At 69.2% G+C, this 13,748-nt stretch carries 7 protein-coding genes; 3 read left to right on the top strand and 4 right to left on the bottom strand.

Features of this window, described 5'->3' with window-relative positions; translation table 11 throughout:
- The first annotated feature begins 23 nt into the window (after window positions 1–23).
- The 3 genes from LIV37_RS46075 to LIV37_RS46065 all read left to right on the top strand — a co-directional run bounded on the left by LIV37_RS46075 (window position 24) and on the right by LIV37_RS46065 (window position 2,068).
- Entirely contained in the window at window positions 24–530 is a 507-nt protein-coding gene (locus LIV37_RS46075) for a methylated-DNA--[protein]-cysteine S-methyltransferase (protein WP_020873947.1), read from the top strand.
- 73 nt (window positions 531–603) lie between these two features.
- Window positions 604–1,332, top strand: a complete 729-nt coding sequence (locus LIV37_RS46070; RefSeq protein ID WP_020873946.1) for a 2OG-Fe(II) oxygenase — start codon at window positions 604–606, stop codon at window positions 1,330–1,332.
- Between the two features lie 37 nt (window positions 1,333–1,369).
- Window positions 1,370–2,068 carry an alpha-ketoglutarate-dependent dioxygenase AlkB family protein gene (locus tag LIV37_RS46065; protein ID WP_020873945.1) on the top strand — a complete coding sequence of 233 codons (699 nt, stop codon included), beginning with the start codon at window positions 1,370–1,372 and terminating at the stop codon, window positions 2,066–2,068.
- Here LIV37_RS46065 and LIV37_RS46060 read toward each other — a convergent pair.
- The 4 genes from LIV37_RS46060 to LIV37_RS46045 form a co-directional block, all read right to left on the bottom strand.
- Window positions 2,044–3,246 carry a cytochrome P450 gene (locus tag LIV37_RS46060; protein ID WP_020873944.1) on the bottom strand — a complete coding sequence of 401 codons (1,203 nt, stop codon included), beginning with the start codon at window positions 3,244–3,246 and terminating at the stop codon, window positions 2,044–2,046. The two genes, LIV37_RS46065 and LIV37_RS46060, sit on opposite strands and share 25 nt — an antisense overlap.
- 87 nt (window positions 3,247–3,333) lie before the next feature.
- Window positions 3,334–4,560, bottom strand: coding sequence for an LLM class flavin-dependent oxidoreductase (locus tag LIV37_RS46055; RefSeq protein ID WP_020873943.1), 1,227 nt, complete (start codon window positions 4,558–4,560; stop codon window positions 3,334–3,336).
- Window positions 4,561–4,613: 53 nt separating this feature from the next.
- Complete coding sequence (locus LIV37_RS46050) at window positions 4,614–5,372, bottom strand: arylamine N-acetyltransferase family protein (protein ID WP_020873942.1); 759 nt, start codon at window positions 5,370–5,372, stop codon at window positions 4,614–4,616.
- A gap of 66 nt (window positions 5,373–5,438) precedes the next feature.
- Window positions 5,439–13,691 (bottom strand): type I polyketide synthase, encoded by an 8,253-nt coding sequence (locus tag LIV37_RS46045; RefSeq protein WP_425507169.1) that lies wholly within the window; start codon window positions 13,689–13,691, stop codon window positions 5,439–5,441.
- Window positions 13,692–13,748 lie beyond the last annotated feature (57 nt).

Here is a 13,748-nt window from a genome sequence, read left to right as displayed (position 1 = left end):
AGAAGAAGAGAGGGACCACGGCCATGACGGTCCACACGACGATCGACAGCCCGCTCGGCGAGCTGCTGCTGGTGGGCGAGATGTCCGCCACCGCGACGGGGGGTACCGCGCTCGTCTCCCTGTCCGTGCCCGGGCAGAAGGGCGGGGCCGTCGTCCAGGACGGCTGGAGCGAGGACGCCGACGCGTTCACGGAGATCGTCTCCCAGTTGCGCTCCTACTTCGACGGCAAGCTCACCCGCTTCGACATCGAGTGTGTCGAGGGCGGTACGGCGTTCCAGCGCAGGGTCTGGCAGGCGCTGGAGTCCATTCCGTACGGCACCACGGTCAGCTACGGCGACATCGCCCGGCAGATCGGCGCCCCGCGCACCGCGGTCCGCTCCGTCGGCACGGCGATCGGCCGCAATCCGCTGCTGGTCGTCCGGCCCTGCCACCGTGTCATCGGCGCCACCGGCGCGCTGACCGGCTATGCGGGCGGGCTGGAGCGCAAGGAGCGGCTCCTCGTCCACGAAGGCGCCCGGCAGACGGCCTGAGCGCGGGCCTCGCACCCACTGCCGGGGCCCGTAGCGCACCCCTCCCGGATCCCGGAGAACCCGGAGCACACCGATGAGCACCACGACCGACACCGCACGCCTCCACCAGCGCGTGGCCGCGGCCGACTGGACACAGCTGGCCGAGGAGCTGGACACCTACGGGTGCGCGCTCACGCCACGGCTGCTGACCCCCGCGCAGTGCGCCCGCGTCGCCGGGCTCTATGAGCGGGACGAGCAGTTCCGGAGCACGATCGACATGGCCCGGCACCGCTTCGGCTCCGGTCAGTACCGCTACTTCACCCATGACCTGCCCGAACCGGTCGCCGAGTTGCGCGCGGCGCTCTATCCGCGGCTGCTGACCATCGCCCGTGACTGGGCGGAGCGGCTCGGCCGCCCGGCGCCCTGGCCGGACAGCCTCGAGAAGTGGCTGGCCATGTGCCATGAGGCCGGACAGGGCCGCTCCGCGCAGATCCTGCTGCGCTACGGACCCGGCGACTGGAACGCCCTGCACCGCGATGTGTTCGGCGCCATGCTCTTCCCGCTCCAGGTGGTGATCGGGCTGGACGCGTACGGCACGGACTACACGGGCGGGGAGTTCCTGCTGGTCGAGCAGCGGCCCCGGGCCCAGTCGCGGGGCACCACGACCGTCCTCCAGCAGGGCCACGGCCTGATCTTCACCACCCGTGACCGCCCCGTGGCCACCAAACGCGGTTGGTCGGCCGGGGTCATGCGGCACGGGGTCAGCACGGTGCGGTCCGGGCGGCGCCACGCGCTGGGGCTGGTCTTCCACGACGCCACCTGATGGCTCTCATCCAGTCCTCGTCCGCGGAGAATCCCGTATGAACGCCCTGATCCCCCGCCCACGTCTCGAAGTGGCTCCCGGCGCCGTCCATGTGCCGGGCTGGCTCGGCCTCGAGCAGCAGCGGGAGCTGGTCATCGCCTGCCGGGGCTGGGCCACCGGCCCGGTCCCGATCCGGCACACCAAGCTGCCGCGCGGGGGCGTCATGTCGGTGCGGACGGTGTGCATCGGCTGGCACTGGCAGCCCTATGCCTACACTCGCACCGCCGACGATGTGAACGGCGCGCGGGTCGCCGAATTCCCGGACTGGATGGTCGAGTTGGGCCGCCGCGCCCTGGCCGACGCGTACGACGACGAGACGGCCGGTGAGGGCTACACCCCCGACACCGCACTCATCAACTTCTATGACGCCCAGGCGAAACTCGGCATGCACCAGGACAAGGACGAGCGGTCATCCGCCCCGGTGGTCTCGCTCACCATCGGCGACAGCTGCGTTTTCCGCTTCGGCAACACCGAGACCCGTACCAAGCCCTACACCGACCTCGAACTCGCCTCCGGCGATCTGTTCGTCTTCGGCGGCCCCTCCCGTTACGCCTACCATGCCGTCCCCAAGATCCTTCCGGGGACCGGCGACCCGGCCACCGGACTGAAGTCCGGGCGGCTGAACATCACCATGCGGGTCACCGGCCTGGCCGATCCGACGCCGTCCCGCGATCACCCAGCGCCCGCGGGCCGCTGAGCCTCGAGCTCGACGGGGAGCGTGGTCAGCGAGCGGATGAACGGGTTCTTGCTGTGGCCGATCTCGGCGGCGGGAACGCCCAGCCGGAGGCCGGGGAACCGCCGGACCAGGCTCTCCAGGGCGATCTGCCCCTCCACCCTGGCCAGTGGCGCACCGATGCAGTAGTGGATGCCGTGGCCGAACTGGAGATGCGTGGCGGAGTCCCTGGTCAGGTCCAGCCGCTCGCCGTCGGTGAAGTGTGCCGGGTCGGAGTGTGCGGCGTCCATGTCCAGGAGCACCTGGTCGCCGGCGCGGATGGGTACGGAGCCGATCTCCACGTCCTCGTTGGCGAAACGCACGACGAGGATGCCCGGCCCGGCGTGCCGGAGCAGCTCCTCCAGCCCGCGCCCGGCCAGTTCGGGGTCCTTGCGCAACAGCTCCATCTGATCCGGCTGGGACAGCAGCGAGAAGACAGCGTTGCTGATGAAGCTGCCGGTCAGCTCGTACCCGGCGATCAGCATCATCCGGGCGGTGGCGACCACCTCGCGGTGGCTGAGCCGGTCGTCCTCGTGTGCGGACATCAGATCGCTGATCAGGTCGTCCTCGGGGGCCTTCCGCCGGGCCTCGGCGAGATCCTCCATGTACGCCCACAGCTTGGCGGAGGCGTCCTGGGAGCGCGCGGCGGTGTCCGGGTCCAGCGGGGGCATGAGCATCAGATCGGCCCACTGGTGGAATTCGGTGCGGTCGGCGATGGGCACGCCGAGGAGTTCACAGATCACCTGCATGGGCAGCGGGACGGCCAGCGCGGTGACGAGATCGGCCCGGCCGTCGACGGCGATCCGGTCCAGCAGTGTGTCGGTGATCTCCTGCACCCGCGGCCGCAGGCTCTCCACCCTGCGTGTCGTGAACGCCTTGGCGAGCAGCCTGCGCAGCCGGGTGTGCTGGGGCGGATTGGTGCCGGGCAGCGTGTCCTCGAACAACCCGCTGACCGGAGTGGTCTGGCCCTGGGATGCGGCGTAGGCGGCGGCCGGGCTCATGCCGGGGTGTCCGAGACAGTCCCGGACGTCTTCGTAGCGGGAGACCAGCCACGCCGTGGTCCCGTTCATCGTGATCTGCCTCGGCGGGCCGTGTTTGCGCAGCTCCTCGGCGACGGTCTGCGGGTCGAGGATGCGAAGTTCTTCTTCGGGGGTGTCAGCCATGGCGGTACCACGTTCTCCTTCTGCTTTGGTGATGCCGATGCCGGTGCCGGTGCCGTGTCAGCTGTGGGGTCAGCTCTGGCTCCGGTGTCAGCTCTGGCTCCGGGCGGGGATGATGTAGTCGAGGTCGGCCGTCCGTGGCGGCTCGCGCCGGGCCATGGCGGCGTCGATGGCGGGCCGGAGCCGGGCCGCCTTCAGCCGTTCGGCGGTCTCGTCGCGCTCCTTGAACTCGGGCATCACCTCGTTGGCGAAGAGCTCCAGCGACGCGCAGATGTGCTCGTGCCGGGTGCCGCCGCCCTGGACGAGGAAGATCGCCTGGTCCAGTCCGGCCTCCTCGTGCAGCCGCAGGAAGTCGCGTATCTGGCGCGGAGTGCCCACCGCGCCCCGGGCCGGATTGCCCAGTGGCATACCGGGCTTGCCGAAGGAGGAGCGGCCCATGCCGTGCTTGTCGCGGTCGCGCTGGAACTCCTCCCACAGCCGGGTGCGGCCCGGTGCGGCGGTGCCGAAGCCCGCGTAGAAGCCGAGGCCGAAGTTGAAGAACTGGACGCCGTCGACGGCGCGTTCCACCGCCGTGGTCTCGTCCTCGTGGCAGAACATCGGAATGGTCGCGGCGATTTGGGCATTGACCGCGAACCCGGCGGGCACGCAGTCCACCGACTCGATGCCCGAGTAGTAGGCGTCGACCCACTTCTTGGTCTCCGCCGGACCGAAGAAGGAGAAGTTCAGCGCGCCGAGCCCCTTGGTGGCCGCGATGCGGATCGCGTCCCGGTTGCCGCAGGCCATCCACATCGGCGGATGCGGTTTCTGCCGCGGCTTGGGCAGCACATTGCGGATGGGAGCGGACACGTACTTGCCCTCGTACCCGGCGAAGGGCTCCTCTACGAACATACGGGCGACGGCGTCCACCGCCTCCGCCCACTGGTCCCGTTTGACGGAGCGCTCCACGCCGAAGCCACCCAGTTCGGTGGGGGTGGTGGACTCGCCCGTGCCGAAGTCCACTCGCCCGTCGGAGAGCAGATCCAGCATGGCGATCCGCTCGGCGACCCGTGCCGTCGGGTTGAACCCCGGGGGCATCAGGGCGACCGCGTGGCCGATGCGGATGCGGCTGGTGCGCTGGCTGACCGCGCCGAGGAACACCTCCGGCGCGGACATGTGCGAGTACTCCTCCAGGAAGTGGTGTTCAGGGCACCACACATGGTCGAAGCCCAGCCGGTCGGCCAGCTCGATCTCCTCCAACATCTCCTTGAACAAGCGGTGTTCAGAGTCCTGGGTCCAGGGGCGGGGCAGCTGGGCCCCGTACAGCAAGCCGAATTTCATGGCGCATCATCACTCTCATCTGCTGGTCGTCGGCGGCAGCGGCACCGGTTCGGTCAGTCGCGACCGTCCCAGTACGTGTCGAGCACCTTCGCGCGCTGTTCCGGATCGACGAGGAGAGTGACCTTCTCACGGCCGTCCTCCACGATCGTGAACATGTTGTTGGTGAGGAAGACCTGCCCCTTGTCGATGGCGCGCCTGCGCCGGCGCATCGCGGCCAGGATGGCCGGGCCATTGCCCTCACCGACACCGGCCCAGGCGTCATAGGTCCTGGGCCGGGTGGTGAAGCGGTAGGTGGTGCGCCAGTCGTGGTCCAGGGTCTTGGCCTGCAGTACGAGATAGCCGTCCCGCCGGATCAGCCGGAACGCACAGCCGTACTGCCACTGCACCTCCTCCTCGGCCAGACGCAGCGGCTCGGTGAAGCACAGACCGGCATGTCCTACGTCGGCCAGCCACTCCTGCCCCTCGATACGGACGAGCATCAGCATGTGTTCGGGGTCGGGGGCGAAGATGTCACCGGGCAGATACGTGCCTCCGCTGATGACGTCCAGGTCATAGCCCAATTCGCGGAGCAACCGGGCGAACAAGGTGTTCAGCTCCAGACACATGCCACCGTCGCCGGTCGGCACGATGGCGGTGAATGCCTTGTCGATATCGATGTCGGCCATGTTCTCCGCACTGAGGCGGTGGGTGTGGTTGGTGTCGTAGGGGACCGTCATCAGATGGCCGCGGTGCAACTGCCGCAGGTTCGGCAGGGTGGGGGCGGGGGGCTGGGAGAACCCCAGATGCGCCAGGTAGGTGTCCGTGCTGAACATGCGCGATCCCTTTCTTGCCGCTTCGGTCGGTGCCCGGTCAGGCTGAACCGGGTGTGCTGGGCGCTGTCACTCCCGGGCGGCTCCGGGGTCCGGGACGGTTCCAGGAGGATCATCCGCATCGGCTTTCTCCAGTTCGTCCCGCAGTTGCCGGGCCAGCATCCGGAGAGTCGGGTGGTCGAAGACAAAGCTGGGAGGCAGCCGCAGCGCGGTGCGCTTGGCCAGGCGATCGCGTAGTTCCACCGCCATCAGTGAGTCCAGACCGATCTCGGTGAACAGAACGTCGGGGTCGAGGGTGGCGGCCGCCGAGTGTCCCAGAACCCGAGCGGCCTCCTGCTGCACCATGTCCAGCAGAATCCGCTCCCGCTCCTCGGGGGTGGCCCCGGCCAGTCGGCCGGTCACCAGGCCCTGATCGGCCGTGGCCCGAGGGGCAGCGGCTCGGCGAGTCACCGGGGCGAGCCGGTGCAGCAGCGGGTGAACCGTCCCGCTGACGGCTTGGGCGCGGAGCGCGCCGAGGTCCAGCTTGATGGGGAGGACCGTGGGTCCGTCCATACGCAGCGCGGTGTCGAACAGTCCCATGCCCTCGGCCGGGGACAAGGGGGCGACACCGCCGCGTGTCATACGGCGCTGATCGGCATCGCCGAGGCGGCCGGTCATCCCCGTTCCGGCCGCCTGCTGCCACATGCCCCAGGCCAGGGACACGGCGGGCAGCCCCTGGGCCCGGCGCTGATGGGCCAGCGCGTCGAGGTAGGCGTTGGCGGCGGCGTAGTTGCCCTGGCCCGCGTTGCCCAGGGTGCCGGCGGCGGAGGAGAACAGGACGAAGGCGGAAAGGTCCAGGTCCCGGGTCAGCTCATGCAGGTGGAGCGCCCCGTCCACCTTCGGCCGGAACACCGCGTCCATACGCTCCGGAGTCAACGCCGTCAGCACACCGTCATCCAGAACACCGGCCGTATGCACCACCGCCGACAGCGGCGCATCCTCCGGGACGGCATCCAGCAGCCCGGCCACCTCGTCGCGGTCGGCCACATCACATGCGACGATCCGTATCCGCGCCCCTGCCTTGACCAGCTCCGCCTCCAACTCGACGGCGCCGACGGCTTCGGGCCCACTCCGACTGGCCAACACCAGACTTCGCACCCCATGCACGGCCACCAGATGCCGCGCCACCACCGCGCCCAACGCCCCCGTACCGCCCGACACCAACACCGTCCCGCCGGAACCGAAACCGCCCGGAGCGGCTTCAGACACATCCGCGACACGGGTGAGGCGCCGGGCGAAGCACGTGGCATCGCGTAGGGCCAGTTGGCGCTGGTCACCGGCGAGCAGCGCGGGTAGCAACGCGGTGGGTATCGTCGCTTCGTCGATGTCGAGGAGGAGAATCCGCCCGGGGTTCTCCGCTTGTGCGGACCCCACCAGGCCCCATACGGCGGCCGCTGCCGGATCGGCCGGATCGGCCTCCCGGACGGCGACGGCACCCCGCGTCGCCACGACCAGTTGGCTGGACGCCAACGAGGGCTCGGCCAGCCACGCCCGTACGACCCGCAGCACCCGCCCGGTCAGCTCCCGCACATCGGCTGTGCCGCCGCCGAGGTCCAGCAGCAGCACGTCCGGCTGGGAAGCCTCCGGGACCGTGGCCAGATGGTGTACGTCCTCGGCGTCGGCCACCGATACGGGTTCCACGGTCGTACCGTCCGGCCGAACCGGCAGTTCCTCCCAAGCGATGCGGAACATCCGGTCCGCCGTCGCCGCCGTGCCGAACTGCTCGGCGCTGACCGGACGGGACACCACCGAGCCCACCGAAGCCACGGGAGAGCCGCTCTCATCGGCCAGTTCCAGGGTCATGGTGTTCGTGCCGGACGGTGTCACACGTACCCGCAGCGCTGAGGCCCCGGAGGCATGCAACGCCACCTCGCGATAGGCGAACGGCAGAACGAGCTCCGCATCGGCTTCGTCGCGATCGTGAAAGGCGATGGTGTGCATGGCCGCGTCGAGGAGCGCCGGGTGGAGCCCGAACCCTGCGGCCCGTACCCGATGTTCCTCAGGCAGAGCCACTTCCGCATACACCGCGCCATCCAGCCGCCAGGCCGCCCGCACCCCCTGGAACACCGGCCCATACCGATAGCCGACCTGTTCCAGACCGTCGTACAGGCCCTCCACGTCCCCCGGATCCACGGCTACGGCACCCGCCGGAGGCCACACCGACAACCCAGTGTCGGGAGCGGAGAGCTCTTCCGCACGGCACAACGTCCCGGTCGCGTGCCGCGCCCACGCAGCCCCCAGACCGGCGTCCTCCGCCCGCGAATAGACCCGCACGCCGCGCCGACCACCCTCATCGGCCTCCGCCACGCTCACCCGCACCTGTACCGCCCCGCCCTCCGCCAACACCAGCGGAGCCTCCATCACCAACTCCTCCACCCCACCGCAACCGACCTCATCACCGGCCCGCACCACCAACTCCACAAACGCCGCACCCGGCAACAACACCGCACCCGCGGCCACATGATCAGCCAGCCACGGATGGGACCCCAACGACAGCCGGGAGGTGAACAACACCTCACCCGACCCCGGCACCTCCGTCACCGCGCCCAACAGCGGATGTCCCACCCCGGCCAGCCCGGCAGACGTCACATCACCGGCTCCACGCCCGTCCCCCACCAACCAGTAATGCTCGCGCTGGAACGCATACGTCGGCAGATCCGAGATATGGGCAGGCAGAACCGTGTTGCCGAACAGGACACCGAAATCTATGCGTACGCCTGCCACGTGCAGGTGAGCGACGGCGGACAGCAGCGCACGGGGCTCGTCACCCTCACGCCGTAGCGACGGCACCACCACGGACTCTTCGGCCAACTTCTCAGGAAGACAGTCCCCGACCATCGCGGACAGCACCGCATCCGGCGCCAACTCCAGGTATGTGCCGACGCCATAGTCGGCAAGCGCCCGCACTCCGTCCGCGAAGCGCACGGCGGCACGCACATGCTCCACCCAGTACTCGGGCGAACACACCGCCTCCGTGTCTGCTAGCTGCCCGGTCACGTTGGACACCAGAGGGATCACCGGGGCAGCGAACGACACGTCGGCAATCGCCTCCCGGAACTCCTCCAGCATCGGTTCCATCCGCGTGGAGTGGAACGGGTGCGAGACCGCCAGACGCCTCGTCCGGCACCCCCGCTCCGACAACTCCCCCGCCACCCGCAACACCGGCTCCTCGTCGCCGGAGAGCACCACCGCAGCGGGGCCGTTCACCGCCGCGATATCCACTCCTGGCACCAGCAGAGGACGCACCCGGTCCTCACCCGCGCCCACCGCCACCATCACGCCACCCCCCGGCAACGCCTCCATCAACCGACCCCGCGCCGCCACCAACACCGCCGCATCCTCCAACGACAACACACCCGCCACATGCGCCGCCGTCACCTCACCCACCGAATGCCCACCCACCACATCCGGCACCACACCCCAGGACTCCACCAACCGGAACAACGCCGTCTCCACCGCGAACAACCCCGCCTGAGCAAACACCGTCCGCTCCAGCAACTCACCACCCCCGAACACCACCTCCCGCACCGAACCCGACACACCCCCGGTATTCAACTCCCGGTCCAACGCCCCACACACCGCATCGAAGACCTCCCGGAACACCGGGAACACCTCATACAACCCACGCCCCATCCCCACCCGCTGACACCCCTGACCAGCGAACAACACCCCCAACCGACCACGCACCACCGAACCCGACACCACCCCGGCAGCCGACTCACCCCGCGCCACCACACCCAACCCCGCCAACGCCTCCTCACGACCCCCCGCCACCACCACCGCACGATCCGACAACCCCGCCCGACCACAACCCAACGCGACACCGAGTTCGCTCATATCGAGCTGCGGCTCGTCTGCGAGGAAGGACCGCAGGCGTTGTGCCTGGGCCCGCAAGGCCGCGTCACCACGCCCCGACACCACAAGCGGCACGGGGACGCCCTTCGGCCAGGACATCGCCGGGTCGGTCGGCTCGGTCGGCTCGGTCGCCTCCGGCGCCGCCTGTTCCAGGATGACGTGGGCGTTGGTGCCGCTGACGCCGAACGCGGACACCCCCGCCCGGCGCGGACGCCCCACCTCCGGCCACACCCGCTCCTCGGTCAGCAGCTCCACCGCACCCGACGACCAGTCCACCTGCGACGTCGGCTCCTCCACGTGCAACGTCCGAGGCGCGATGCCATGCCGCAACGCCAACACCATCTTGATGACACCGGCCACCCCCGCCGCCGCCTGCGCATGGCCGATGTTCGACTTCAACGACCCCATCAACAGCGGCCGATCGCGGTCCTGGCCGTACGTAGCCAGCACCGCCTGCGCCTCGATGGGATCGCCCAGCGCCGTGCCCGTGCCATGCGCCTCGACCACATCCACCTCGGTGGCCGATACGCCCGCACTGGCCAGTGCCTGCCGAATAACACGCTGCTGCGACGGACCGTTGGGCGCCGTCAGGCCATTCGACGCACCGTCCTGGTTCACCGCACTGCCCCGCACCACCGCCAACACCCGATGGCCGTTCCGCTCCGCGTCCGACAGCCGCTCCAGCGCCAACACACCCACGCCCTCGGCCCACCCCGTACCGTCAGCCGAGGCGGCGAACGACTTGCACCGGCCATCGATCGACATGCCGCGCTGCCGCGAGAAGGCGATGAAGATACCGGGCGTGGGCATCACCGTGACACCACCGGCCAAGGCGATCGAACACTCACCGGCTCGCAACGCCTGAGCCGCCAGATGCAACGCCACCAGGGACGAGGAGCATGCCGTGTCCACCGCGACCGACGGACCCTCGAACCCAAGCGCATAGGACACCCGTCCCGACAGCACGCTGGCCGAGGCCCCGAGGCCCAGCATGCCCTCGAGCTCGGCGGGCACCGGCTCCACGCCCGAGCCGTAGTTGTGGTACGTCACACCGGAGAAGACACCCACGTCCTTGCCCCGCAGGGTGGTCGGGTCGATCCCGGCCCGCTCCAGCGCTTCCCACGAGGTTTCCAGCATCAGACGCTGTTGCGGGTCCACGGCCAGCGCCTCACGTGGCGAGATCCCGAAGAAGCCCGCGTCGAACTCTCCGGCATCGTGCAGAAATCCGCCTTGGTGCGCATAGCTGGTGCCGGGGTGGTCCGGGTCCGGGTCGAACAGGTTCTCCAGGTCCCAGCCTCGGTTTACCGGGAAGTCGCTGATCCCATCCCGGCCCTGAAGCACCAGCTCCCATAGCTCTTCCGGCGTGGTGACTGCCCCCGGAAGTCGACACGCCATGCCCACGATCGCCACCGGCTCGGTCGACACAGCTACGGACGCCGACGTCGGTCCCACTGCCTCCTCCGGGGCCTGGGCGGCCGTGTCCCCGATGAGCTCGTCACGCAGAAAGTCGGCGAGGATCAGGGGGGTGGGGTAGTCAAAGAGCAGGGTGGTCGGCAGAGTCCGGTCGGTGAGTGCGTTCAGACGGTTACGCAACTGCACGGCGGTGGCCGAATCGAACCCGATCTGGTTGAACACCATGTCCGGTTCAATGGCATCCAGCGAGGGATGGCCCAGGACGCCTGCGGTCTCCTGGCGGACGGTCTCCAACAGGATGCGTTCCTGCTCCTGCGCCGACTCCCCACGAAGGCGAGCGGTCAACGTGCCGGTCTCCTCGGACAGTTCGGCCAGACCCGGCAGTTGATCGTCTACGGATCCCGCGTCAGCGGGGGCGGCGTTCTTGAGCCAGTAGTGCTGATGTTGGAAGGCGTAGGTGGGCAGATCCGTCGCGACGTGCGCGGGGGTGTCGCCGAGCAGGGCGGACCAGTCGACGGTGACACCGCGTACATACGCCTCGGCCAGGGAGGTCAGCACACGGCGCATACCACCCTCACCCCGGCGAAGCGTCCCGGTCACCACGACCGGTCCGGCGTCCGCTTGCTCTGCCGCCGCCTCAATACTCATCGTCAGCACCGGATGCGCACTCACCTCAACGAACGCCCGGAAGCCCTCCTCCAACAGGCGCTCAATGGCCGGGGCGAAGCGGACGGTGCTCCGCAGATTGCGGTACCAGTACCCGGCATCCAACTCAGCCGTATCCAACCACTCCCCCTCCACCGTGGAGAAGAACGGAATACCCGAGGACACCGGCCGGACCCGCGACAACGAACACGCCAACTCCCCCTCGATCGCCTCCACCTGCACCGTATGCGACGCGTAATCCACATCGACCCACCGCGCCCGCACCCCCACGCCCTCACACTCCCCCACCAACTCCCCCAACGCCCCCAGCTCACCAGCCACCACCACCGACAACGGCCCATTCACCGCCGCCACCTCAACCCGACCACCCCAACGGGACACCAACAACTCCGCCTCACCCACACCCACACCCAGCGACACCATCCCCCCACGACCCGACAGCCCCGCCGCAATCGCCCGACTACGCAACACCACCACCCGCGCCGCATCCTCCAACGACAACCCACCCGCCACACACGCCGCCGCAATCTCCCCCTGCGAATGACCCACCACCGCCGACGGCACCACACCAGCCGCCAACCACACCCGCGCCAACCCCACCATCACCGCAAACGACACCACCTGCACCACATCCACCCGCTCCAACAACCCCACACCCCCAACACCCCGAACCACATCCACCAACGACCAACCCGTCAACGGATCCAACACCCCCGCACACTCCCGAAGCCCCTCCGCAAACACCACACTCGACTCCAACAACTCCGCACCCATCCCCACCCACTGCGCCCCCTGACCAGGAAACACCAACACCACCCGACCCCGAACCTCAGCCCTCCCCGCACCACCACCCTCCGCCACCACCGCCAGCCCCGCCAGAGCCTCCTCCCGATCCCCCGCCACCACCACCGCACGATCCGACAACCCCGCCCGACCACAAGCCAACGCCGCCCCCAGCTCCACCACACCCACATCCGGACGACCCTCAACGAAATCCAGCAACCTCCGCGCCTGCCCCCGCAACCCCGCACCACCACGCCCCGACACCACCAACGGCACCACACCACCACGACCACGACCCGGAGCCTCCGCCACCACCCCCACAGCCACCCCCGGCGCCTGCTCCAAAATCACATGCGCATTCGTCCCACTCACCCCGAACCCCGACACCCCCGCCCGACGCACACGCCCCACCTCAGGCCACACCCGCTCCTCCGTCAGCAACTCCACCGCACCCGACGACCAATCCACCTGCCGCGAAGGCTCATCCACATGCAACGTCCTCGGCAACACCCCATACCGCAACGCCAACACCATCTTGATCACACCAGCCACACCCGCAGCCGCCTGCGCATGACCAATATTCGACTTCAACGACCCCAACCACAACGGACGCCCCTCAGGCCGACCCTGGCCATACGTGTCCAGAAGCGCCTGCGCCTCGATCGGATCACCCAGCGCCGTGCCCGTCCCATGCGCCTCCACGGCATCCACATCCCCCGCCACCAACCCTGCACCCGCCAACGCCTGCCGGATGACACGCTGCTGCGACGGTCCGTTCGGCGCCGTCAAACCGTTCGACGCACCGTCCTGATTCACCGCACTGCCCCGCACCACCGCCAACACCCGATGCCCAAGCCGCTCCGCATCCGACAGCCGCTCCACCAGCAGCACTCCCGCGCCCTCGGAGAAGCCGGTGCCGTCCGCCGCGGCCGCGAAGGCCCTGCAACGGCCGTCCTTGGACATGCCGCGCTGCCGCGAGAAGCCGACGAAGATGCCCGGGTTGGCCATGACGGTCACACCTCCGGCCAGCGCCATCGAGCACTCGCCCAACCGCAGTGCCTGTACGGCCAGGTGCAACGCCACCAGCGACGAGGAACACGCCGTGTCCACCGCGACCGAGGGCCCCTCGAAACCGAGCACATAAGACACCCGCCCCGACAGGACGCTCGCCGAGGTGCCCGTTCCCATGACCGCTTCGAGCTCCTCGGGGACCCGCGCTCCGGAGCCGTAGCTGTGGTAGGTCACCCCGGAGAAGACGCCGATGTCCTTGCCCCGCAGAGCGGTCGGGTCGATCCCGGCGCGTTCGAACGCCTCCCAGGAGGTCTCGAGCATGATGCGCTGTTGCGGATCCATCGCCAGCGCCTCACGTGGCGAGATGCCGAAGAAGCCCGCGTCGAACTCCCCCGCGTCGCGCAGAAAACCACCCTCGCGGACATAGCTGGTGCCCGGGTGGTCCGGATCCGGGTCGAAGAGGTTCTCCAGATCCCAGCCACGGTCCTCCGGAAACCCGCCGATCGCGTCACCACCCTCCATCACCAGGTCCCACAGCTCCTCCGGTGTGGTCACCCCACCCGGCAACCGGCATGCCATCCCGACGATCGCGATCGGTTCCGACAGGCCGCG

This window comes from Streptomyces rapamycinicus NRRL 5491 (genome assembly GCF_024298965.1).
Classification (GTDB): domain Bacteria; phylum Actinomycetota; class Actinomycetes; order Streptomycetales; family Streptomycetaceae; genus Streptomyces; species Streptomyces rapamycinicus.
The sequence above is the reverse complement of the archived record's forward strand: the minus strand, read 5'-3'. Positions and strand labels throughout refer to the sequence as shown.

Coding starts and splice junctions, on each gene's coding strand:
- LIV37_RS46055 (WP_020873943.1), bottom strand. CDS start 4,560: ATGAAATTCGGCTTGCTGTACGGGGCCCAGCTGCCCCGCCCCTGGACC.
- LIV37_RS46070 (WP_020873946.1), top strand. CDS start 604: ATGAGCACCACGACCGACACCGCACGCCTCCACCAGCGCGTGGCCGCG.
- LIV37_RS46075 (WP_020873947.1), top strand. CDS start 24: ATGACGGTCCACACGACGATCGACAGCCCGCTCGGCGAGCTGCTGCTG.
- LIV37_RS46065 (WP_020873945.1), top strand. CDS start 1,370: ATGAACGCCCTGATCCCCCGCCCACGTCTCGAAGTGGCTCCCGGCGCC.
- LIV37_RS46050 (WP_020873942.1), bottom strand. CDS start 5,372: ATGTTCAGCACGGACACCTACCTGGCGCATCTGGGGTTCTCCCAGCCC.
- LIV37_RS46060 (WP_020873944.1), bottom strand. CDS start 3,246: ATGGCTGACACCCCCGAAGAAGAACTTCGCATCCTCGACCCGCAGACC.